Raw genomic sequence first — 23,223 nt, forward strand, 5'->3', positions numbered from 1 at the left:
CTACCTAATTTCCTTCAAATAATTCTGTATATTTACGCCGTAAGCGTGAGGTCACTACTTCGTCTCGAATCATCAATACCATTCCTGTCATCATCATAAAAATCCCTGATAAGGGAGTTAAATCCTGCAATTTCTCATCAGATAAGAAAAGAATTAAAGGAATGCTGAGTAATATACTGGTAATGACTCCGCTAAACACCCCAAAGAAACGAATATATCTTGCTAAGTATAGTTGGGTTGGCTTTCCAGGACGAACATCTTTTATAAAATCACCCGACACCCTAAACTCTTTTGAGAGAACTACAGGATCTACATTTACAAACGCAAAGCTGTAAGATAGCAATAACACCAACACCACATATATAACTATCCCAATCCCTGTACGAGGTGTAAAATAAACACTATATTGCAAGAGAGCATTTCTTTTTAAAAGATAGGATAATAGAATTAAAAAATACTGTGGTAAGGCCAAAAAGGTAAATGCATACATGATTGGCATTCCATTTGAGGGATTGACACGAATGGGCAGATACGCTTTTTTGACGAAATCGTTATGAATGGATACTCTTTGGATGGGAATTCGGTATTCTGATTTGTCAAAAATAACAGTCACATAGATACTCAATAGAGTCCAAACCATAATAAACACAGCATACATGATCTTAGGACTGGCCACAACCTCTACCAGAATTGGAACAGCCCGAAATTGGGAAACAACAATACTGATAAACATGATAAGGGTTGTCCCTCCCATCCCATAAGCCGCATTCAGATTGCCTAACCACATAAGAATAAAGGAACCTGTCACCAATAAAAAAGTTGTCAGCGCAATCAACTGAATTGGCTGTAAAATCGGATGAGCCACATAGGTTAGACTTGCAGCAATGCCCAATCCCTGCATGGCTGCCACAAGGAACATTACTATCATTTGTTTTTTTTGTTGCGAACTGTCAGTCGCCTGCCGTCTCCTCCCCAGTGCAAAAACCCTATTCAAAATCATCGAATACATAGAGGGGCCTAACCCTAATGAAAAAAGCCCTATATTGGCTAAACTTCCACCAGATACAGCAGAAGCCACCTCTAAAGAGGAATTGGCTACGACACTTGATTTTGAAATATCCACATTTGGCAAGGGAATATAGCGTCCGATTAAAAATAAGAGGACAATCCCGAAAGAAAAGAAAATCCTCTTAAGCATCGGATATTGGAAAAAGAATTTCTTCATGCTTACTGGTCGCTCTCATTCTGAAATAATAGGTGCACCATATCAATTAAGACCTTTTTCGTAAAATAACCTTCATTTAGCAACACGCGAAAGCGTTTGACATTGCGGACCAATCCATCATATTTTTCTTGTGAAATCTTGTTGAGGATCTCCGGCACTTCTTCTAGCGAATGAATTACAAAGCCTAAATGATTGTTTTCTATGATCTCCTTATTCGATAAAGTCGCTGGAACCAGAACCGGAAGCCCTGCTGCGAGATAGGTACTCAGCTTGTAAGAAGCATTTAAAGAATAGTATTCTGAATCTTCTGTTTGATTCCATACCAAGCCAAAACCACCATTTGAAGCCAGTTTATCGAGCAATTCTGTCTTAAATTTCCACTCTTCCTGAATGACCGTTGAAGCAGGAGCTTCAAGCTTTGCATTGGGCGCTGCAAACACATGCAAAGGAAGATCATATTTCCACTCCTTGATAAATTGAAACCGCTCTGGTGATCCTGAGAAATTGACTAACTTTTCAAACTGTGGCGTTTGCCAGCTAAGTGGAGTGGTATGATCCCACATATGCTGCAATAGTACCTTTTTAACCGTTAATCCGTTCTCTCGTAAAACGCGAAGCATAGCTTCAGATGGCACTATAATAACATCCGCCATATTATAGGTTTCGATTACTTGAGGCATTCGGTAAAAATTTCCACTAAACATTAAAGGCGGAACATCATGCACAAATAGCACCAAATTTATATCATAGCCAGCTCGCAATTGCTGTAAATAGGCGCGTTCAAATTCAGTTGGGTGCCAAGTGGGAGTCTGCAACACAATCGTATCACCGTGAGCTACCGCTGCATTCATCCCATCAAAGCGAGTTCGAAGAGAGGCTGGATTTTCCTTTGACGAATCATAATAATAGATTCCAATTTCCTTCATGCCCAACATTTTTCCAATATCAGATACTAGATTTTGCGACATCAGCGCCACACTATACGGTGATTGCCCGTATAGATTTGTAATGTGTATCGTCATAATGACCATCCCTTTTTCTTATTTGCATGCAAGCATTCAATTACACCATTTCTAATGATTATCCAACAGATAAGTCCATCAAGAAAATAATTTAATCAACAACTGTACTGTCGAAGCAACTAAACCTATTCCCATCACTACAATAAGGAGAAGCTGTACAAAGGACACTCGCTGTTTTTCCTTCTTCTTTTCAGAAATTTGGTAGCGCTCCTCTTTTAGGCGATTTTTTATACTTTCTTCTAAAGGATTTCTTAGCTCTTTTTTCATTCTGATACAACCTCTCGCAAACAATCTATCATCTGTTCAGGATTTACTGATGGAACAATCGCATCATAGAACCGCTCTTCCCGATGTTTGGTATGCTCAAACGTCAGAATCTTTTTCCCTTTTTGATAGGCTCGCTCCACAATCGAATCCACTTCACTATAATGATTGATATCCAAATAAATACTTGTTTGGTCTAAGAGTTCCTCAATTTGAAAGGGGAGAATATTTGGATAGACAAATACATTCGGATAGGCTGCTAAATTTAGTAGCTTAGGCGACATGATCGTACGGGCCGCAATCATAAATTGTAGATTTGGAAATGCTTGAATGAGCTCTTCGAGCTTCTCAATATTATCAGAATTGGTCAGGACAAAACATTTTTGCTGACTATAGGTGGTAAATAGCTGCACATCCGCATTCTTAACCTTCCAATAACCTACTAAATCCGACCATTCTAAGTTGTGATAAACCCACCAGAGCTCTCGTAAGCGGCTGTGACTATAGGTCTTCCAAGGTTTTTGATGAGTCGAATAATGCACAACGGTAGGTTCAGCCATTTCTCCGACTTCCCCTCCTAACCATTCTACTCCAACTTGAGTATTGTATTTCTTAGGTAAAGCTAGATAATCTGGATAGAAGTGGTTTAACACCGTCTGATCGCCATCTTTTAGGTCTGAATAATGTTGTTCTGTATAGGCAATCAAGGTCTCTGTAAACTGCTCCTTGCGGCAGCGCTCTAAGTTTAATAATAGTACACCTGCATTAAACTGACCGTTTAATCGCTTATTCCAATCTTTAACAGCTCCAACTGTATGTTCTGTCAAATCCATGGAAAATAATTCATCCAAGCTCCCTGTCACAATCAAATCAACATCTAATACTTAACAAAAATCAAATTCTGATGTATAATAGTCCTATGAACGCTACACAAGAACAAATCACAGAACTCAAATCAGCTCTCAAGGCTAAACACCTCTCTGCCTATCACAAACGGATTCAAGCGGTCTATTTACGCTCTCAAAAGTTGACCTACAAGGCCATTTCTGACTTAATCGGTTTATCTCATGATACGATTTGGCGTTTGGTGAAAAAATATGAACAAGAAGGCCTCTCTGCCCTTACCCATGATGCACGAGGGGGGCGTCATCGTTCTTATCTTACTTACGAAGAAGAAAAAGCATTCTTAGAAGAACAGTTTGTTGGTAGTGCTTCAGGACAATTTGTCACTATTGCAGAAATGCACGAGGCTTATCAAACTAAAATTGGGAAACAAACGACGCGAGAAGGGTTTTATGCACTGTTGAAGCGTCACGGTTGGCGCAAAGTAACACCAAGACCTGAACACCCTAAAAAGGCAGATGCCAAAACGATTTTGGCGTCTAAAAATAAAATCTACCTTCAAGAAGACGAGAAAGCGCTTTAAGAATAGTAGACGTTACCAGAAGGTCAGACTCATGTATCAAGATGAAGCAGGATTCGGACGGATTAGTAAAATTGGGAAGTCTTGGGTGCCAAAAGGTGTACGACCTCATGTTCACAGCCACTATATTCGAGAATATCGCTACTGCTATGGAGCTGTCGATGCCCATACAGGGGAATCTTTCTTTATCATTGCTGGGGGATGTAACACCGATTGGATGAATGAATTTTTAAGACAACTGTCCCAAGCCTACCCTAATGACTATATCTTACTCGTGATGGATAACGCCGTATGGCATAAATCACGGACGTTAGAGAAACCTACCAACATTGGCTTTGAGTTCATTCCACCTTATACGCCTGAGATGAATCCCATTGAACAAGTCTGGGCTGAGATTCGTAAGAGAGGTTTCAAGAATAAGGCCTTTAAGACGCTAGACGATGTCATTAACAAGCTGCAAGAGGTGATTCAACGTCTGCATTGGTCTGTGTTAAAACCCATTGTTCATAGAAATTGGCTCTTTTCAGATTTTGATGTTAAATGAGTATAAATAGAGTGCCCTATCTTCACTGACCACTTCTGGAATCATATAGCGAAAATACGTGACATAATTGATGTAGTGATAAGGTCCGTCAAATTTAGTGACCCTATTTTCCACTAATTTGACATCCTGAATCTCACAACTTAGTTTCTCTAAGTGGCGCTTCATCAAAATAAACCATTCTTTTGGAATATCGTCATTTAAAATATAAAACTTGATGTGTTGATTGTGGGCACAGACTGATTTAATCGCAGTTGTCAGCTGGCTCACATACTGATTATCTGCTGCAAAAACAATGGCTCTCTTAGCAACTCCGCTAGCTTTTTCGTTCAACTCTCTCATTCATCTAAACTTTCTTTCACTAGTTGTAACATTTCGTAGGGATTATCATGCGAAACAATCCCATCATAATACGATGCATCTCTATGCATCGTGTGATCAAACGTAAATAGCTTCTTTCCTTTTTGCTTAGCTTCTTCTACGATATCATCTACTTCAGTGTAATGATTAATGTCTAGATAATATGTTGATTCTTCCAATAGTCGTTGAATCGTTAATGAATTCGCACTAGGATACAGGAAAATATTTTCTTTGTCCGCTAGATTTAATAAATCAGGGCCCATTGGTGAATAGGCCGCAATATTAAACTGTATTTCTGGTAATTTATCACTAAGATAATCAATATGAGCTATTGATTGACTGTTCGTTAAGATGAAACACTGATGAGGTCTCACCTTTTCAAACCGTTCATATTTTCTTGAACGAATCTTCCAATATCCTCTAATCTCTGCCCAATCTAAATCATGGTAGAACCACCATAAATTCCTCAATCGGATTCCGCTATAGGTATTCCAGGGTTTGTGAGGACTAGAATAGTGAATAATCGTCGGTAAGGTTGAGATTTGTTCAAAGTTATGATAGGTATCCTGACCTACCTGACAATTGTAGGTCCTCTCTAGAGCTATATAATCTGGACACAGGAGATTCAGTGCACTCTGATCACCCCACAGTAGTTCTGCAGCACGGTGTTCTGTAATCTCTAGCAAATGTTTTGTAAATTTCTGCTTCCGACACTCGATGAGATTCAGCAAGAGAACGCCTGCATTAAAATCGGTTCTACTAGAATAGATTTCATCTACATCACGAACTGCAGCAAGCATTTTTCCTTCCATATTTCTCAAAAATAAAGAGGTGACATCACCTGTCACGATGATATCTGTATCTAGGTAGAGGACTCTATCTTCTGGCACTACTTCAGGAATCATATAGCGAAAATAGGTAACATGATTAATATGTCCAAAATGGTTCGGATACTTTTCAAAATCCATTCCTACTAACTTCACATCCTGAATCGTGCAATCCAGCATGGCTAGATGCTCACTCATCAGCAGAAACCATTCTTTTGAAATATCATCGTTTAAAATATAAAACTTAATGTGTTGATTGTGGGCACAGACTGATTTAATCGCAGTTGTCAGCTGACTCACATACTGATTATCTGCTGCAAAAACAATGGCATTTCGCGACATCATTGAATCCCCTCTATACATAGAAAAACTGTTATTGTGAAAACGTCTCTTTAACCAACCTTTTGCAACAAAGCGATTAAAGCTTCTGCCGAGCGTTTCCCTGCTTCGATGATAAATTCATCAAAGGTGATATTGGCATCTCCTTGTGCGGTATCACTCATGGCGCGAATGACAAGGAAAGGCAGTCCGATGCTATGAGCGGCTTGGGCAATAGCTGCTCCTTCCATTTCAACCGCTAAAACAGTTGGGAAATGAGCCTTTATGGCTGCAATCTTGTCTTGACCTGCAATAAAGCTATCTCCTGTCGCAATCAATCCACTATGGGCTGTAATAGCTTGTTGAGCAAGGATTTCCTTCATCTGCGCAAGGAGCGCCTTATCTGCTTCAAAATATAGGGGTTGTGCAGACATTTGACCGTACTCATAGCCAAAGGCTGTCAAATCCACATCGTGGTAAGCCAACTGATCTGCTACAACCACATCCCCAATGGCAATTCCCTCTGCAACTGCGCCAGCTGAACCGGTATTCACAATCACATCGACCTGAAATTGCTGGGCTAGGATAGCCACAGACATAGCCGACATGACCTTTCCAACCCCTGATTGGACCAAGACCACCTCATGCTGGCCTAGTATTCCAGTATAGTAGGTTCTTCCTAATACGATTTGCTCACTTCCACACTCGAGCGCTTCCACCAAGGTCTTCAATTCTTCTGGCATGGCAGCAATAATTCCAAATTTCATACGCTTCCTTTTCTTTTACAATTTAAACATAGCAATCAATAAAGCCGTCAGCAAGAGAACAATCCAAAAAAGAATTTTATTGAGTTTAGACTCAAAGAGGCCTCGTTTGGCATTTTCAATCCTACGACTTTTCACAATCGTAGGTTCAACTTCAATATCCAAGGTTTTTTGGCTAAAACCATGTCCTTGCGGAGCTGCATAGCCAAATGACCGATTCGTATGGATAATCTTGGTTTCCTCCTCATCATAAAGACGAGGTCCTGAAATCTTTTCGCCACGGTTGGCTTTCTCAATCATTTCATCTGTCAACAAGGGTCTTCCCATGCTGGCCACCTCCTATCTTTTCTGTCTCTCCAAAGCCCAATATTGCAAGGCTAACAAGGTTTTAGCGTCACAAATATCTCCGCTTTTTACAAGGTCTTGGGCTTCATCAAAACTCACTTGGTACAATTCTAAAGTTTCATCTTCGTCCATAGGACGGGGATTTTCAACCTTAACCAGATTGGTTGCTTTGTACAGTTTGATTTTTTCATTGCAAAATCCAATCGCTGTATAAAAATCATAGAGTAATTCAAGTTCAGCTGTATAGCCTGTCTCTTCTTCTAATTCCCTCAGTGCAGCAGCTTTAGGGTCAGCATTTTCTCCCACTTCTAATTTCCCTGCTGGAATCTCATAGCTGGTTTGTTCAATCGCCTTACGGTACTGCTTGACCAAAATCAGCTTGTCCTCAGGCGTCACAGCAAGAACACAGACGGCTCCCTTATGAAAAATCAACTCCCGCTTGGCTTCTCCGCCCCTAGGAAGTGCAACATCATCTACCACGACATCAAAAATATGGCCCTTGAAAATCTCTGTCCGCTTTATGGTCTTTTCTTCGAATTTCATCATCATTACTCCTTATTCTTTGGGTAATGAGGAAGACGTTTGGCGTATTCATCCTTGTTTTCCTGACGATTACGGCCGATGGCAACTGCATCCTGAGGGACATTCTTTGTAATGGTTGAGCCAGCAGCTGTCAAGGCATTGTCTCCAATTTCAAGCGGAGCAATTAAAGTCGAATTAGAACCAATAAAGACATGGTTGCCAATCTTCGTCGCGTATTTGTTCTGTCCATCATAATTGACGGTAATCGTTCCAGCTCCAAAATTGACATCTCGTCCCACTTCCGCATTTCCAATATAGGTCAGATGACCAGCCTTGGTATTTTCGCCGATTGTAGAGCCTTTTACCTCAACAAAATTTCCAATATGAACTTCTTTTTCTAGCTGAGACCCTGGGCGGATATGAGCATAAGGGCCAACTGTTACACCTTCTGCAATACGAGATTCTTCAATCATGGAGTTGGTCACAACTACCCCAGCACCAATCTCTGAATCGACAATATAAGTGCCATTTGTCAAGATGCTTTCTGCACCAATCGACGTTTTTCCTTTCAAGGTTACATTGGCTTCAATCTGCACATCCGGTGCAATCTCTACATCTATATCAATATAGGTCGCCGCTGGATTGACAAAACTAACCCCATTGACCATGTGAGCCTTATTAATACGGCTACGCATGACCTCTTCGGCCTTAGCAAGGGCTACACGGTCATTAACTCCAAGACTTTCATCAAAATCACGAAGCACATAGGCACCAACCTTTTCTCCTGCTTCACGGAAAATGCTAATCACATCTGTAATATAGTATTCTCCCTGTGCATTATTGGTATTGATATTTTTCAGTGCCTCAAACAACCGTGCATTATCAAAGACATAGGTCCCTGTATTGATTTCTTTGATTTGCTTTTCAAACTCAGAAGCATCTTTTTCTTCGACAATCTTCGTCACTTCACCGTGCTGATTGCGCACAATACGACCGTACCCAAATGGATTATCTGTTTCCGCTGTCAAAATAGTGGCTACGTTCTTATGATTCACATGAAATTCAACCAAATCTCGCAAACTCTCGCCAGTAATCAGAGGGGTATCGCCAGCAATAACCAGCGTCTGTCCAGTACAATTTTGAAGGAGAGGCTCTGCCATCATCACCGCATGGCCCGTTCCAAGTTGTTCTGCTTGGGTTACAAAGTCTGTCTGCTCTGCCAAGACAGCTTCGACCATCTCCGCCTTGTGTCCAACCACTGTGACCATTTTTTTAGGAGCAATGGCAGATACACTTCGGAAAACGTGTTCCACCATTGAAATCCCTGCCACCTTGTGTAAGACTTTTGGCAAGTCCGACTTCATCCGAGTTCCCTTACCTGCTGCTAAAATAATTGCATAATTTGTCATACTATTTTTCCAATCTACTATTTTCGTTCCTATTATAGCATATTTTCTAGCTCCGATAAAGTTTCGTCACTTCAATCATAGCCTAGAAACGAGGATTGATAAGCATTCTTGTCTTCTCTATTAGACTTGTTCAGAAACTCGATGGGGTAATTTTAAGCCGAGCAATATAGATAAGTTTTTGAAGCACTTGCATTTCAAAATTGAAAGTTTCTAAACAAGTCTATTGATTGATCTTTTCACCATTGTTTTGAAGTTTGCTTTAAAACACATTTATTATAGACGGAGTTGAAAAAGTCATTAAAAACTTAGAACAAGCCGCACATGATTCAGATGCTTCAAGTGAAACAGATACTAGATTGTTAACATTATCATCCACTTAAATCCATATCTCCTTTGAGTCCAAAATCATTTATCAAGCCTTAAAATTGAAGCATCTCAAAGTAGCAAAAGATGAAATCAACCAATATATATATTGGTCACGGTGAAACATATAGATATTTCAGCTAGTAATACCAACTCATCAATCTAGTTTCTATTTCTTTATTTTCTATTTACATTTTTCGAAAATTCTAGTACACTAAAAAGGCAGAGAATTCTGCACAGAGTAGGTGGTTTGCGTTAAGTGTGTATGGATGGGATGTTGCCATACAACGAAGCGAAAGCGCGGTAAACCATTGCATCCGCTGTCTTAGGACAGCTCCACAATCTATAAAGGAGCACAATATGTTTTCTAAAAAATCCCCTTCATTTGGGGTTCAGTTAATTGTTGTCTTAGCGATGCTGATTGCTATTCGTTATATCTTGGGGCACTACTTTTCCTTTTGGATTATCCCAAATGTTCTCAAGGTCAGTCTATCATTTATCGCCAATACCTTAATTGGTGCCCTTGCAGGCCCTGCAATCTCACTACTTGTCTTTATCGTCAATGATGTGGTAACAGCATTGCAGTCTGGGTATCCTTTTATTATCTGGTTTACCCTCTTAGAAGCCATTCAAGGTTATCTATACGGCTACTTCTACTATGGGAAAAAGCTGGATAATCGAAACAAGCAAGATTGGATTTATGTGATTATCGCTACAACCGTAATCATGGGAATTGGGACTTTCTTTCTAACCCCCATTCTCAACCAAATCTACCAAAATATACCCATCTCGGTACAGTTTTTTGCCCAAGGGCGCATCTTTAAAATCTTTGAAATCCCATTTCGGGTGATTGTTACGATGATCATCCTTCCACAACTTCAAAAAATCCCAGAAGTCAAAAAACTCATGGGATTATCGTAAATCGTTATAAAAAAAGCTTTGACTAACATCCATCAAAGCTTTTTTTGTAACCTTTATTCGTAGCGAAGGGCTTCAATTGGATTGAGTTTAGAGGCCTTATTCGCTGGTAGGATTCCAAAGATAATTCCCACAAAAGCAGAGAACAACAGACTGCCAATCGCTGAGGAAATGGTAATCACAGGCGGTCCTGCAAAGAGTGCATCCAAGGAATGACCGATGGATAAGACAATGAGATAAGCCAAGGCCAAACCAATCATCCCTCCAATGACTGTCAAAACAATGGATTCGATGACAAACTGGGTCAAGATATTACTGCGTGTCGCACCAAGTGCCTTTCTCAGACCAATCTCTCTCGTCCGCTCTGTCACGGATACTAACATAATATTCATCACGCCAATACCACCGACCAGCAGAGAAATCCCAGCAATAGCACCAAAAACTAGCTGAAAGACCACAATTTGTCCTTTTACTTGCTCCAACTGGCTTTCCACATCGAGAACCTGAAACTCACCGTCCGTTGCACCTGATAATTTGGTCAAGAGTCGAGCGGCAGCAGCTCCATCCTCTAAGGATTTATCGAGATGTTTGACATGAACCATGACGTTTTGGATTTCATCTCCGCCAAATTCTGCCGACAATTGGGTATTAGCCATGACAATGTTACCATTTGAAGGTGCTACTGCCTTGAGCTTTTCCATATCTGGATCGCGGTAGACACCAACGACACGATAATCACTTTCTCCCAAGCGAATGATTTTATTTAAGGATTCTTGAGGGCTGGTAAAGAGAATTTCTGCTAACTTCTCATCAATCAAAATCGCGCGTGAGAAATTCCGGTAGTCAGCATTGGCCAACAAACGACCTGCAAGAATTTCATAATTTTTCGCCTGAAAATAGGAAGAGTTGACCCCTGTAATCGGGATATTTTCTGCCTTTTTAGTGCCATAAGAGACTGAGGTCGTGGAGTTATTCGTCGCATAATATTTATCAATGCCATCCAATTCTCGAACCAACTGCTCTAGCCAAGCTTCTTGAATCTTAGGAGGATCGCTATAAACTTCTGGACCTTCATCGGCCTGCGATTGCAAATCTTCAACAGTCTGAATACCGCTTCCATCCTTACTTTTGGTAAAAGAGTAAAAAAGGGCGACATCTTGACGATTGGAACCGACAATATCTGTAAAGGCTCGTTCAACCCCACTTCCGAGAGCCACAATAACCACGACGGACATCACCCCGATGATAATCCCTAGCATGGTCAGAAAAGAGCGCATTTTATGCCCCAAAATAGAGCTAAGAGCAAATCTAAAATTTTGCATCAAGCCTCTCCTTTCCACTTGCTATCAGAAGAGATAAGACCATCTCGAATCACAATTTGTCGTTTGGCATAGGCTGCAATCTCTGGTTCATGCGTGACCATGATAATGGTTTTTCCCTCGTTATTAAGCTCAATCAATAACTCCATAATCTGCTCACCCGTTTTGGTATCTAGGGCTCCTGTTGGTTCATCAGCTAAGATAATGGAAGGATTGTTCACTAAGGCACGCGCGATAGCCACCCGCTGTTTTTGCCCTCCAGAAAGTTCCGATGGCAAATGGTGCATACGCTCTGACAACTCGACTTTTTGTAAAAAACGCTCTGCCAACGTCTTTCGTTTGGACGGTGCCACTCCTGCATAAATCAAGGGCAATTCCACATTTTGGAAAGCGTTCAATTTCGAGAGCAAAAAGAATTGTTGAAAGACAAAGCCGATTTGTTGATTACGAACTTTGGCCAGTTTTTTTTCACCCAGGCTAGCCACCTCTTCCCCTGACAAATGATATTCGCCACTTGTGGGACGATCAAGCATGCCGATGATATTCATCAAGGTTGATTTCCCCGAACCAGACGGCCCCATAATTGCCACAAATTCGCCTTCTTCTACGTCTAGGTCAATATCTTTTAAAACACGAAGTTCTTGATCCCCATTTCGATAGGTTTTGTTGATATTTCTGATACTAATCAAGTTCTTCATAAGACTTCACCTCTTTACCCTCTTCCAAATCAGCGGATGGATTGGTGATAACTCTCTGTTCCTTGGTCAAGCCAGAGGTGATTTCCTGATTTTCAGCATCTGCATTTCCTAGGGAAACTTCCACTTTCTTTGCAATGCCTTTGTCATCAATCGTCCAGACATAGCTCTTCTCCCCATCTGCTAAAATAGCGGTTACCGGAATCAACAAGCCCTTGCTATCATTTTTTACTTCCATATTGACAGAAAAGCCTTGTTTCAAATCACCGATTTCGCTCGTAATCTCAACGATAAAGGGATATTTAGAACCAGACTGACCACCCGCTCCACCTGCGGCCGCATCTCCGTGATTATCTTTGGGATAATCCGAAATAAAGCTAATTTTTCCTGTCCAGGTCTTATCTGGATAAACTTTTGAGGTGATAGATACTTCTTGTCCTACCTTGATATTGGAAAGATTAAACTCAGATAATTCTCCTTTTACCTGAAGATTGCCATTGCTGACAATGTGAACCAAGGTTTGGTTGGTACCTGTTGTGGACTTGGAAACATCATGATTCACCTCCACAACGGTTCCTTCACCTGTACTTAAAACCGTTGTATTATTCAAGGCCGTCCAAGCTTTATTGAGATTATCAACAGCATCTGCTCGGCTATCTTGAAGTTCTCGCAATTGAGAATCTACCGTCCGTTGGGCTGTGGCAACGCTGGCATTATCAGCCTCCGCATCACCTGTTTTTTCAACTGTTGTACCATAGGTATTTAATTCATTGATTTGGCGGTCAATCTTATTGACTGCACGAGCAGCGGAATCATAGGCCGTTTGAGCATCCACACTGGTATATTGAACCAAGGCTTGACCTTCTCCTACTTGGTCGCCAACATTGACCAAGATACTATCCAAATCTCCCTTGGTGCTATCAAAATACACATATTGCTCCCGCTCTGCAGCGACCGAACCTGCCAGTAAGACAGAAGAAGCAACGGAGCCTTCCTTGGGCTTTTGAACAAGTGGAGTTGCATTTTCAATAGGCTCTCCACCCCCTGCTCCTCCACCAAAGAAGAAAAATCCTCCCGCCGCTAGCACCACAGCAGCTACCACGCCGATAAGAGTATAGAGCTGCCACTTTTTGAGTCGTTTCATCATGTGTCCTCCTCCAAAAATTTATACTATTTATTTTACCATAAAACAAACGCTTCCAATCAAATAATTTAAAATTTTTCTCTTTTTGATTGTACTATACATATAATACAATAATACATTTTAAAAATCAAGCATTTCTATAACATTTTTCTAACTAGGTCGTAGCGGATTTTTGCATTCATATCCGAAAAAAGATACAATGATAGCAAGAAAAAGCAAAGGAGAGAAGAATGAGAGAATACGATTTAATCACTATCGGCGGAGGAAGTGGCGGAATTGCTACTGCTAACCGCGCTAGTCTCTACGGTGCTAAAGTTGCTGTTATTGAAGACGGTCTTTTAGGAGGAACCTGTGTCAATCGTGGCTGCGTCCCTAAAAAGATTATGTGGTACGGGGCTCAGGTTTCTGAAGCCATTCAAAAATACGGCCCTGAATACGGTTTTACAAGCCAAGACCAACAATTTGACTTTGCAACTCTTCGCAAAAATCGTGAAGCTTACATCGATCGCGCCCGCGGCTCTTATACGACAACATTTGAAAAAAATGGTGTGGAGGTCATTCCAGGTCGAGCTCGCTTTGTCTATCCGCACACTGTTGAAGTCAATGGAGAGTTGATTTCTGCCAAACATATCGTCATTGCAACGGGGGCTCATGCCCATATCCCAGCTATTGAAGGGGCAGAACTGGGGCTGGTATCTGACCATGTATTTGAATGGGAAAGTCTGCCAAAATCGGTCGCAATTTTGGGGGCTGGCTACATCGCTGTTGAATTAGCCGGTGTTCTCCATGCTTTAGGTGTCAAAACAGAGCTCTTTGTTCGTGGAGACAAACCTCTGCGAAACTTCGATGATTATATTATCGATGGTTTGGTCGAAGAAATGGCTAAAGACGGATTGGCTCTTCATCCCCATAAAGTCGCTAACTGCCTTGAACAATCAGGAGAGAATCTCATCACCATTCACTTTGAGGATGGTAGTCAAGCCAGTGCTGAAAAAGTCATCTGGGCAACGGGCCGTAAGCCCAATGTCGCGGACCTCAACTTAACTGCCGTTGGAGTTAGTCTCAACGAACAAGGCTTTATCGCTGTTGATGACTATCAAAACACGACCACAAAGGGAATCTATGCTCTTGGAGATGTCAGTGGCGAGAAAGAATTAACTCCTGTGGCCATCAAGGCTGGTCGTATGCTGGCTGAACGTCTCTTTAATCATCAGCCTGAAGCTAAGATGGACTACACCAACATTCCAACCGTTGTCTTTTCTCATCCTGCCATTGGAACGGTAGGACTCACTGAAAAAGAGGCCATCGCGACTTACGGAGAGACAAATGTTCGTGTCTACACTTCTAGTTTTGCTTCTATGTATTCAGCTGTGACTAGCCACCGACAACAGGCTCGCTTTAAACTCATCACCAAAGGCCCTGAGGAAACCGTTGTCGGTCTGCACGGTCTTGGCTATGGAGTTGATGAAATGATTCAAGGCTTTGCTGTGGCCATTAAAATGGGAGCTACCAAGGCTGACTTTGACAATACCGTTGCCATTCATCCGACTGGATCCGAAGAATTTGTGACCATGCGATAAGTGCGAACAACCTAAACCAGCGAAGTCCTCTTCTCTGGTTTTTTGTCTCCACCAACAATCAAGATGAATGACAATCCGTATGATTTCTTTAACCAAAGAAAACCTGTACCCTCTAACAATCAAAATCTGACTAGGTTCCACAATTGAGAATTGCAGAAGGTAATCGATAAAACTAGCCTAGCTTGTGTCCTAAAAACTGCAGGTAGAACTAGAGGTCAGCAAGGTGAGTTAACAACGTCAGATTTTAATTTTTGATGAGAAGAATTTCCCCTTTTGATGAACTCGCTGCAAGACAATTCGCCTGACCTTTATAAGAAATGCTCTTCTTTAGTATAAAAGAGCTAATCCCCTTCTACCATAACTTTGCCTTTCATTTTCTCCTTATTTCTTACACTTTTGTAAGAAACAGGCTATTCCGCCTAGACAAATCCAGCTTGACTTTTCTTATTTTTGGGATACAATAGTTACCATAAAAAAGAAAGTTGGGTTACAAAATGAAACAATATACCACTCTGACGCTCCCCGCTCTCGGAGCTGCTTTTATCGCTGTCTTGGCTCAAATCACCCTTCCCATCGGCCCTGTCCCCTTTTCTCTCCAAAACATGGCCATTGGATTGATTGCCACCTTGTTCAAACCAAGAGAAGCGCTCTTATCCACTCTGCTTTATCTCTTGCTCGGTAGTATCGGTTTGCCAGTGTTTGCGGGTGGACATGGGGGTGTTTCAGCACTGATAGGACCAAGCGCCGGCTATCTCTGGGCCTATATTGCCTATGCAGGTCTCACCTCCTACCTGACCAAGCCGAAAAGCCCTATCTCTGCTATCTTTTTCGCCAATCTTCTAGGAGATAGTCTCGTCTTTGTCGGTGGTTGTTTGGGACTCCATATTCTAGCAAGCATGCCTGTTGCAAAAATTTGGCTCCTCGGAGTTCTTCCTTTTATCCTTCCAGATTTGGTGAAAATACTCGTCATCAGTCTGATTAGCCGAGAACTTTTTAGGCATTTGGGACAACATACCTATTTCAAAAGTTGATAAATCTTGGTAAATACAGTAAAATGATGTTCAGCAAGAAAAGGATTGGCAGGGAGAATGAAAGAAAGTAAATACCAAATTATTGTCAGCTATCTCAAGTCAGAAATTGAAAGCGGAACCTTCAAAAGAGGCAATAAAATCCCTTCTATTCGAGCTTTAAGTCAACAATTCCAGTGTAGCAAAGATACGGTTCAACGAGCTTTGATGGAGTTGAAACACCTCCACATGATTTACGCTATTCCAAATAGCGGCTACTATGTGCTAGAAGGTGATGAAGAAGCAGATGAGCTTCATTTAGAGCTTATCGACACCCCCAATCAGGCGTATGAAGATTTTAGACTCTGTGTCAATGAAACTCTTGTCGGACGGGAGCACTATCTATTTAACTACTATCCTCAGCAAGAGGGACTATTGGAACTCCGCAAAGCCATTCAGCAACTCTTACTTGATTCCGCTATTTACTGCAAATTAGAGGATTTAGTCCTAACTGCTGGAACCCAGCAGGCTCTCTACATTCTCTCTCAGATTAATTTTCCAAATCAACAATCACAGATTTTAGTCGAGCAGCCCACCTACCATCGCATGAATAGCCTCATCAAATCTCAGCAATTGCCCTATCGCACAATTGAACGAACGACAAAGGGCATCGACCTTAAGCAACTAGAGGATATTTTTAAAACGGGGCATGTCAAATTCTTCTACACTATCCCCCGCTTTCACTATCCTCTAGGCCACTCCTACAATCGACAAGAAAAAGAAGCCATTCTTCATTTAGCAAAGACCTATCAGGTCTACATTGTCGAAGATGACTACCTAGCCGATTTCGATAACAAGCGAGAATTGCCTTTTCATTATCTGGATGAACATGAGCAAGTCATTTATATCAAGTCTTTCTCAACCAGCCTCTTTCCAGCCTTGCGAATTACAGCGCTCCTTCTGCCACCAGCAATTCGAGATGCCTTTATAGTCTATAAGAGTGCTGTGGACTACGATAGCAATCTCATCATGCAAAAATCTTTGGCTCTTTACATCAACAATTTGATGTTTGAAAAAAATCGTCTATCCCTTCTCCACCAACAGGAAAAGGAGCAGCTATTAGCAGAACAGCTGTTAAAACAAACGCCCCCTCCCTGTCCTGCGGTCATGAGCAGAGATGGTCTGATTTTAGAAATTCGAACGGCTAACTCCATCAGTGCCTTGAAGCACAGTCAACTGCCACTTGATTTTTTTGAGGATGCTTATTTGCACACCTGCCCCTATCGCTATGCTAAGATTTCCTACCAAGATTTGCCCGAGGCACTGACCCAGCTTCAAAACTATTTTTAATACTCGTCAGAAATCAAAGTTAGCAATTTTGCGACTTTCTCAGATATTTCCTATCTCTTTTTTATCACTGTCCTTTTCATTTACTGAAAAAGCATCCTATTTGATTGACTTAGCCCACTTCATTTTATAGCAAAAAATATATTTTTATATATGGAATGACTGTTTTTGAAATTAAATGAGTATTCAAGAGTGGAAAGACAAGTATTTCAACAAACACAAAAACGAACAATTGGCCCTTCTCTCCAAGAGAAACTTACCATTGTTCGTTTTTTAATGATCATCTCCAACATCCATCAAAGGAAAATAAATCATACTCAATGAAGATTAGAAGTAGCATTTTTGCGACTTTCTTAAATGGTTCGGACATAGATGACCTATTTTTTATGACTATCCTTTTTATCTGCTAACACATCATCCTATTTGATTGACTTAGTCTACTTTATTGTGTAGCAAAAAATAAACAGATCTACTCCAAATGACTATTTTTGAAATTGCATGAGGATACATTCTTAGCGAGTGAGGGTGTAACTTTTCTCCATCAACTTCCAAACTTCCTGATCAGATAAGCGATCATTTAAGGGGACACTAATCCAATATTTTTTATTCATGTGATAGGCGGGATAGTAGCCCTCTTTTTTTAGAAGCACAGGAACAGCATCGTGTTTCAGGGTCAACAGTTCAATTTTTCCTTCCTTTTGAGGATCTAGTTTCGCCCAGTCAATCGTCATCAAAACACCATACCACTTCTTGCTTTCTTGGTGGCGAAAAGCACCAGTAGGATAGGCTGTTTGGGCTCCTAAGCGTTCCCAAAGATACTCGAGTTGACCTTGATAGTGAATGGCTATCTGCTCCAGCATTCGCTGGGTTTGTGGATAGAGAAAATTCTCCTGTTGAAAACAAGCGGCTCGAATCTCCAGCAAGATATTCATGACTTCTTCGCGTACATGTCCGATATAAGAGCCTGTGAGATGTGACACCCAAAAAGGGGCATAGGATTCCTTGGTTTCTGCGTCCAAAATCTCTACAGCTACTCCTCCATCTTGAATAGCAATAGAGAGTAAAAAATCTCCTGCTAAAACAGCCTTGGTCATCTCATAGCGATTTTCTTTCTTGTGAAATCCATATATTTCCAAGTTTTGTTCATGAATCTTATACCCTAGAAATAAGTCTTTTATCACGCTCCTCATTCAAAAACAATCCTCGTTCCATGGAGTTGATGAACTCCTAAGGCTTCAGAAATACTGTCTCGATTGTGGATGGAAATCCCTCCACCCGGCAAGATTTCAATTCCACCATTGGCATGATGGATAAGACTTTTTAGCCAATCAAGATTATCTAAAATATCCGTGTCGGCAGAACCCCCATGCGTCAAAATCCGTGTCACTCCATGCTGGGCCAACCAATCCATCGCTGTAAACTGCTGATCTTTAGGCAAATGGTCAAAAGCCATGTGAAAGACTATTTCCATGCCTGTAGAAGCTACAAGTAGCTGCTCCAAGGCTGGTTTGTCAAGTTGCCCTTGCTCTGTCAACGCTCCAAAAACCACTCCCTGCGCACCTAATTCCTGTGACAAACGAATGTCCTCAAGCATTTCTTCTAATTCCGCCTTGTCATAGACAAAATTCCCTCCTCGTGGTCGAATCATGACCATCACACTAGCTTCGTAGCTAGCCGCCAAAGTCAATGCATCTTGTATCACTTCTCTTGTAGGCGTCGTACCCCCAACAGCTAAATGGTCACATAGTTCTACACGTCGAGCTCCAGCCTGTAAAGCTGACTCGAGTAGGGTTGTATTTTCTGAACAAAATTCAAATATCATCGTTCGCTCCTTTATAAGTATTGGACAAACCATCGCAAACTAAGCATCCTGAACTCGAAAACGATTTTTTCAGACGCAAGCCCAATTTCTGGTTATCATTGATAAAGCATTGATAGCTCTTTTTCCTTTATTATAACACAAAATTGAAGGAAGCACTGGCATTCGGCAACAGTAAAAAGGTTGGATTTCTGCCAACCTTTTTTGTTCTTACAAAGACTTTATTCTGGCTCGCTCAATGCTGAAGCCTTTTCGAGATAGGTTTTATAGGTGCCGTCTTCCTTGACTTTTTTGACTACCTTATCAACCACTTCCTTCAGCTCCTTATTGCCCTTTTGCATGGCAACAGCATTGGCATCACCTCCTGTTGCTTTCAAGGCTACCTTGGCAATCGCTAAATCCTTATTCTGTGCTGCATAGCTCAGAGCCACAGGCTCATCTAGGTTGACCGCATCCACCTTTCCAGTCTGCAATTCATTGATTGCTTCCCCCATGTTGGTCAAAGAGATTAGATGAGCCTTGGGCAATTGTTCCTTGACCATGGTTTCAGGGATGGAACCTTTTTGGGCAGCCACGTCAACCCCCTCAAAGGATTCTAAATTTGCATACTTATTCACATCTTCCTTACGAACCAACAGGCTTATCTTCGTTTCGTAGTAGGATTCTGAAAAGTCAAACACGGCCTCTCTCTCCTCTGTCACAGCTAATCCTGAGATAGCTAGATCAGCCTTACCAGCCTGCAAACTCGTCAAAACATTATCAAAACTCATGGTTGAAATTTCTAGTTCGACCCCTAGTTCATCGGCAATTGCTTTTGCCAGGTCCATGTCTGCTCCTACTACCTCATTTTTCCCATTGACCAAGGTCTGGAATTCAAAGGGAGCATAATCTGGACTGGTAGCTACCACTAATTTTCCTTTGGATTTAATGACATCAATCCCTGAACTTTTCGCCGAACCACAAGCAGTCAAACAAAGCGCTACTAGACCTGTTGCAATAAGTGCTATCCAATTTTTAAACTTCATAAATATACTCCTTTTTGTTTTTATATGTATAACCATACAACTATTTTCTGAAAATGTCAATATTTTTTCAATATTTGATTTTCAGTTATAAAAAATCCTCTTTTTGTTTTTTTATACAGACTATCTTATGAAGTTTTGAAGCCTTTGTCAAGTTTTTTTGTATAAAAAGTGACATTTTTTCTAAAAAATCACTTAAAATTGAGTTTTATTGGTTATTTTTTGAATAAAAAAAGCTTAGAGAACTATTTTGTTCGCTAAGCTAAAAAGGCTCTATAATATCTGTAGTGGGTAAATCCACTGTGGAAATTATGGAGCCTTTTTCAGTGTAGAAAAAAAGTTCCATATGACCTATAATGAAAAGCGACAAAACTATCATTTAGAAAGAATCATATGGAACAACTAAATCTTATCACAAATTTTCTCAAAATGAAAGACAAAAATATCACTATCACTAATGAATGTGACATGGGAACACACTTAGAACTCCACGGTCACTTGGATTACACAGCCCCTAAATGCCCTTCCTGCAAGGGACAAATGGCTAAGTACGACTTCCAGAAAGCCTCTAAAATCCCCTACTTAGAAACTGCTGGCTACCCGCTACTTATCCGCCTTCGAAAGCGTCGTTTCAAGTGCAAGGAATGTGGGAAAATAGCGGTCGCTGAAACTCCTATTGTTAAGAAGAACCATCAAATCTCTGTCGCTGTCAACCAGAAAATCGCACAATTACTCATCGAAAAGCAAGCAATGACACATATCGCACACAGACTCTCCATTTCTACATCTACAGTTATTCGAAAACTCAATGAGTTTAAATTTGAAACGGATTGGGCTAAGCTTCCAGAAGTCATGTCCTGGGATGAGTATGCCTTCAAGAAAGGGAAAATGAGCTTTATCGCTCAAGATTTTGACACAAATAACATCATCGCCATCCTTGATGGAAGAACGCAGGCGGTTATCCGAAATCACTTCCTACGATACCCTAGACAGGTCAGAAACCGCGTTAAATTCATCACTATGGACATGTTTAGCCCTTACTATAAATTGGCTAAACCCTTCGCCCTCCAATTTCTAAGCTCAGGCTGAAACAGTCTATTCCCAGACTGTTTCACTTCCTTACGCTAAAATTGTTCTTGATCGCTTCCACATTGTGCAACATCTCAGCCGTGCTATGAACCGTGTCCGCATACAAATCATGAATCAATTCGATAGAAAATCTCTTGAGTATCGAGCCTTGAAACGCTACTGGAAATTGATACAACAGGATAGCCGTAAACTCAGTGATAAGCGGTTCTATCGCCCTACTTTTCGCATGCATTTGACCAATAAGGAAATCTTAGACAAGCTCCTATCCTACTCAGATGAGTTACGACAACATTATGAACTCTATCAACTTCTTTTATTCCATTTCCAAGAGAGGAACTCAGAGCATTTCTTTGACCTAATTGAGCAAGAAATAGCCACTGTTAACCCTATTTTCCAGACGGTATTTAAGACGTTTCTAAAGGATAAGGACAAGGTTTTAAACGCCTTGGAATTGCCTTATTCCAACGCTAAATTGGAAGCTACCAATAATCTTATCAAAGTCATTAAGCGTAATGCCTTTGGATTTCGGAACTTTGAAAACTTCAAAAAGCGGATTTTGATTGCCATCAACATCAAAAAAGAGAAGACCAATTTGGTCCTCTCTAGGTGTTAGCTGACATCTACCCACTACAGTTGACAAAGAGCCAAAAACTCTTCCGAAATCTCGGAAGAGCTCTATTTTACGCTATTTTAACGTCTTATTTGGCGATAGGGTAAACAGATACTTGTTTCTTATCGCGACCTTTACGTTCAAAGCGTACTACGCCTTCAACTTTAGCGAACAATGTATCGTCGCCTCCGCGTCCTACGTTCACACCTGGATAAATGTGAGTACCGCGTTGACGGTAAAGGATTGATCCACCTGATACAGTTTGTCCATCCGCTGCTTTAGCTCCAAGACGTTTTGCTTGTGAATCACGTCCGTTTGACGTAGAACCTCCACCTTTTTTGTGGGCGAATAGTTGCAAGTTAGCAAGATTCATTTTCAACATAATGTTTTCCTCCGTGTTAGTTTTCTGTGATAACTCTTGTTTGGACGAACTCCGAAGAGTCCTCCGATAAAGTTGCTAATCCCAAGAAAAATGATTCAAAAAATAATTGGGTCATTTCCCTTTGATGGCTCGGTAGATCATCTGGAATTTCAATTCGCAAAAATCCACCTTCTTCTTCGTTTAATTCAAAGTTCAGTTCATAGCCTGCAAATTTCTCAATCGTATTGATAAAATTAATGGCAAGCGTAGAAACTGATGCACACACGACATCAAAGCCGTATTCGCCACTTGCGGCGTGCCCAGTAATTTCTGCACTCCTCAGCTCGCCATCTTCGGCTCTCTCAAAGACTGCTTGTATCATGTGTTCACCTCAAAAATTAAGCGTTGATTGCGCTGATAACAACTTTTGTATATGGTTGACGGTGACCTTGTTTGCGGTGGCTACCTTTTTTAGGTTTATATTTGAAAGTAACAACTTTCTTTTGTTTTCCTTGTTTTTCAACAGTTCCAACAACAGTAGCACCAGCTACAAGTGGAGTTCCGACAACAGTGTTTTCACCACCAACAAGAACAACTTCGTTAAATGTAACTTCTTGACCTGCTTCAACGTTCAATTTTTCAACGTAGATAGCTTGACCAACTTCAACTTTAACTTGTTTTCCGCCAGTTTTAATGATTGCGTATGTGCTCATTATGCACCTCCTATGATATTTTGGGTTTCCCCGTTTTTTGTGAAGACTCGCCTAGCATCGTGGGACGAACCTCTTAAACGATGGTCGAGCGGTTGCACAGGCTGTGCATAGTCAACATTTTCATTCTAGCATTCTTTTTTTAAATTGACAAGTATTTACTATTATTTTTTGAAAAAATTTTAGCAGATAAACCACTTATTCCAAATAAACCCTTCT

24 protein-coding genes, 1 pseudogene, 1 riboswitch and 1 other annotated feature are annotated in these 23,223 nt (G+C 40.9%); of the genes and pseudogenes, 6 read left to right on the forward strand and 19 right to left on the reverse strand.

The window, feature by feature from the left end; translation table 11 throughout:
• Positions 1-4: 4 nt before the first annotated feature.
• From secY2 to BFM96_RS09425, 4 genes are all read right to left on the reverse strand, one after another.
• The gene (secY2, locus tag BFM96_RS09410) at positions 5-1,225 is read right to left on the reverse strand and encodes an accessory Sec system protein translocase subunit SecY2 (RefSeq protein ID WP_068993424.1); all 1,221 of its coding nucleotides are present in this window, start codon (positions 1,223-1,225) and stop codon (positions 5-7) included.
• A 2-nt stretch (positions 1,226-1,227) separates the two neighbouring features.
• Positions 1,228-2,247 carry a sugar transferase gene (locus BFM96_RS09415; protein WP_068994308.1) on the reverse strand — a complete coding sequence of 340 codons (1,020 nt, stop codon included), beginning with the start codon at positions 2,245-2,247 and terminating at the stop codon, positions 1,228-1,230.
• A gap of 78 nt (positions 2,248-2,325) precedes the next feature.
• Positions 2,326-2,514 carry a hypothetical protein gene (locus tag BFM96_RS09420; RefSeq protein WP_068993426.1) on the reverse strand — a complete coding sequence of 63 codons (189 nt, stop codon included), beginning with the start codon at positions 2,512-2,514 and terminating at the stop codon, positions 2,326-2,328.
• Positions 2,511-3,344 carry a glycosyltransferase gene (locus BFM96_RS09425; RefSeq protein WP_229676524.1) on the reverse strand — a complete coding sequence of 278 codons (834 nt, stop codon included), beginning with the start codon at positions 3,342-3,344 and terminating at the stop codon, positions 2,511-2,513. Before BFM96_RS09425 ends, BFM96_RS09420 begins: the two co-directional genes overlap by 4 nt.
• Positions 3,345-3,430: 86 nt before the next feature.
• Between BFM96_RS09425 and BFM96_RS10975 the strand changes: the two genes are divergently transcribed.
• A protein-coding gene (locus tag BFM96_RS10975) for an IS630 family transposase (RefSeq protein WP_145939728.1) occupies positions 3,431-4,478 on the forward strand; the annotation gives its coding sequence in 2 pieces (ribosomal slippage) (positions 3,431-3,868 and positions 3,870-4,478; 1,047 coding nt in all).
• Here BFM96_RS10975 and BFM96_RS09440 read toward each other — a convergent pair.
• Genes BFM96_RS09440 through glmU form a run of 6 tightly spaced genes read right to left on the reverse strand, consistent with a single transcriptional unit; the run spans position 4,458 to position 9,020 of the window.
• Positions 4,458-4,817, reverse strand: coding sequence for a glycosyltransferase (locus tag BFM96_RS09440; RefSeq protein WP_068993433.1), 360 nt, complete (start codon positions 4,815-4,817; stop codon positions 4,458-4,460). The two genes, BFM96_RS10975 and BFM96_RS09440, sit on opposite strands and share 21 nt — an antisense overlap.
• On the reverse strand, positions 4,814-6,007 hold the full coding sequence (locus BFM96_RS09445) for a glycosyltransferase (RefSeq protein WP_068993435.1): 1,194 nt from the start codon (positions 6,005-6,007) through the stop codon (positions 4,814-4,816). Before BFM96_RS09445 ends, BFM96_RS09440 begins: the two co-directional genes overlap by 4 nt.
• Before the next feature lie 47 nt (positions 6,008-6,054).
• Positions 6,055-6,747 carry a 5'-methylthioadenosine/adenosylhomocysteine nucleosidase gene (locus tag BFM96_RS09450; protein ID WP_068993438.1) on the reverse strand — a complete coding sequence of 231 codons (693 nt, stop codon included), beginning with the start codon at positions 6,745-6,747 and terminating at the stop codon, positions 6,055-6,057.
• A gap of 15 nt (positions 6,748-6,762) precedes the next feature.
• Positions 6,763-7,071 carry a cell wall synthase accessory phosphoprotein MacP gene (macP, locus tag BFM96_RS09455; RefSeq protein ID WP_068993441.1) on the reverse strand — a complete coding sequence of 103 codons (309 nt, stop codon included), beginning with the start codon at positions 7,069-7,071 and terminating at the stop codon, positions 6,763-6,765.
• 12 nt (positions 7,072-7,083) lie between these two features.
• Positions 7,084-7,632 (reverse strand): NUDIX hydrolase, encoded by a 549-nt coding sequence (locus BFM96_RS09460; protein ID WP_068994311.1) that lies wholly within the window; start codon positions 7,630-7,632, stop codon positions 7,084-7,086.
• Positions 7,633-7,637: 5 nt separating this feature from the next.
• Complete coding sequence (gene glmU, locus BFM96_RS09465) at positions 7,638-9,020, reverse strand: bifunctional UDP-N-acetylglucosamine diphosphorylase/glucosamine-1-phosphate N-acetyltransferase GlmU (protein WP_068993444.1); 1,383 nt, start codon at positions 9,018-9,020, stop codon at positions 7,638-7,640.
• A gap of 598 nt (positions 9,021-9,618) precedes the next feature.
• A riboswitch (THF riboswitch) is annotated at positions 9,619-9,708 on the forward strand.
• Positions 9,709-9,743: 35 nt separating this feature from the next.
• Between glmU and BFM96_RS09470 the strand changes: the two genes are divergently transcribed.
• Entirely contained in the window at positions 9,744-10,304 is a 561-nt protein-coding gene (locus BFM96_RS09470; RefSeq protein ID WP_068993447.1) for a folate family ECF transporter S component, read from the forward strand.
• Between the two features lie 53 nt (positions 10,305-10,357).
• Here the strand turns inward: BFM96_RS09470 and BFM96_RS09475 are convergent, their stop codons facing one another.
• From BFM96_RS09475 to BFM96_RS09485, 3 genes are read right to left on the reverse strand one after another with little or no spacing between them, the layout of a single operon-like run.
• A complete protein-coding gene (locus tag BFM96_RS09475; RefSeq protein ID WP_068993450.1) occupies positions 10,358-11,623 on the reverse strand; it encodes an ABC transporter permease in 1,266 nt (421 codons plus the stop codon).
• Complete coding sequence (locus BFM96_RS09480; protein WP_068993453.1) at positions 11,623-12,318, reverse strand: ABC transporter ATP-binding protein; 696 nt, start codon at positions 12,316-12,318, stop codon at positions 11,623-11,625. Before BFM96_RS09480 ends, BFM96_RS09475 begins: the two co-directional genes overlap by 1 nt.
• A complete protein-coding gene (locus tag BFM96_RS09485) occupies positions 12,302-13,459 on the reverse strand; it encodes an efflux RND transporter periplasmic adaptor subunit (protein ID WP_068993456.1) in 1,158 nt (385 codons plus the stop codon). Before BFM96_RS09485 ends, BFM96_RS09480 begins: the two co-directional genes overlap by 17 nt.
• Before the next feature lie 230 nt (positions 13,460-13,689).
• Here BFM96_RS09485 and gorA point away from each other — a divergent pair, with 230 nt between their 5' ends.
• The 3 genes from gorA to BFM96_RS09500 all read left to right on the forward strand — a co-directional run bounded on the left by gorA (position 13,690) and on the right by BFM96_RS09500 (position 17,396).
• Complete coding sequence (gene gorA / locus BFM96_RS09490) at positions 13,690-15,039, forward strand: glutathione-disulfide reductase (RefSeq protein WP_068993459.1); 1,350 nt, start codon at positions 13,690-13,692, stop codon at positions 15,037-15,039.
• 494 nt (positions 15,040-15,533) lie between these two features.
• Complete coding sequence (locus BFM96_RS09495; RefSeq protein WP_068993462.1) at positions 15,534-16,070, forward strand: biotin transporter BioY; 537 nt, start codon at positions 15,534-15,536, stop codon at positions 16,068-16,070.
• Between the two features lie 57 nt (positions 16,071-16,127).
• Positions 16,128-17,396: an aminotransferase-like domain-containing protein gene (locus BFM96_RS09500; RefSeq protein ID WP_068993464.1), complete on the forward strand. Its 1,269-nt coding sequence runs from the start codon at positions 16,128-16,130 to the stop codon at positions 17,394-17,396.
• A gap of 509 nt (positions 17,397-17,905) precedes the next feature.
• On the opposite strand, the gene BFM96_RS09505 is transcribed toward BFM96_RS09500, so the two are convergent.
• The 3 genes from BFM96_RS09505 to BFM96_RS09515 all read right to left on the reverse strand — a co-directional run bounded on the left by BFM96_RS09505 (position 17,906) and on the right by BFM96_RS09515 (position 20,237).
• The gene (locus tag BFM96_RS09505; RefSeq protein WP_188595317.1) at positions 17,906-18,574 is read right to left on the reverse strand and encodes an MmcQ/YjbR family DNA-binding protein; all 669 of its coding nucleotides are present in this window, start codon (positions 18,572-18,574) and stop codon (positions 17,906-17,908) included.
• 5 nt (positions 18,575-18,579) lie between these two features.
• Positions 18,580-19,215 (reverse strand): copper homeostasis protein CutC, encoded by a 636-nt coding sequence (locus BFM96_RS09510; protein WP_068993466.1) that lies wholly within the window; start codon positions 19,213-19,215, stop codon positions 18,580-18,582.
• Between the two features lie 218 nt (positions 19,216-19,433).
• On the reverse strand, positions 19,434-20,237 hold the full coding sequence (locus BFM96_RS09515; protein ID WP_068993469.1) for a transporter substrate-binding domain-containing protein: 804 nt from the start codon (positions 20,235-20,237) through the stop codon (positions 19,434-19,436).
• Between the two features lie 390 nt (positions 20,238-20,627).
• On the opposite strand from BFM96_RS09515, the pseudogene BFM96_RS09520 reads away from it, so the two are divergent.
• A pseudogene (locus tag BFM96_RS09520) lies at positions 20,628-21,936 on the forward strand (transposase).
• An 85-nt stretch (positions 21,937-22,021) separates the two neighbouring features.
• Here the strand turns inward: BFM96_RS09520 and rpmA are convergent.
• Genes rpmA through rplU form a run of 3 tightly spaced genes read right to left on the reverse strand, consistent with a single transcriptional unit; the run spans position 22,022 to position 23,007 of the window.
• Entirely contained in the window at positions 22,022-22,315 is a 294-nt protein-coding gene (gene rpmA / locus BFM96_RS09525) for a 50S ribosomal protein L27 (protein WP_003065365.1), read from the reverse strand.
• Between the two features lie 16 nt (positions 22,316-22,331).
• Positions 22,332-22,676 (reverse strand): ribosomal-processing cysteine protease Prp, encoded by a 345-nt coding sequence (locus tag BFM96_RS09530; RefSeq protein ID WP_068993472.1) that lies wholly within the window; start codon positions 22,674-22,676, stop codon positions 22,332-22,334.
• A gap of 16 nt (positions 22,677-22,692) precedes the next feature.
• Entirely contained in the window at positions 22,693-23,007 is a 315-nt protein-coding gene (gene rplU, locus BFM96_RS09535; protein WP_068993475.1) for a 50S ribosomal protein L21, read from the reverse strand.
• 33 nt (positions 23,008-23,040) lie between these two features.
• Positions 23,041-23,111 (reverse strand) — a sequence feature (ribosomal protein L21 leader region).
• Positions 23,112-23,223 lie beyond the last annotated feature (112 nt).

It is taken from the genome of Streptococcus himalayensis, from assembly GCF_001708305.1.
Taxonomy (GTDB): domain Bacteria; phylum Bacillota; class Bacilli; order Lactobacillales; family Streptococcaceae; genus Streptococcus; species Streptococcus himalayensis.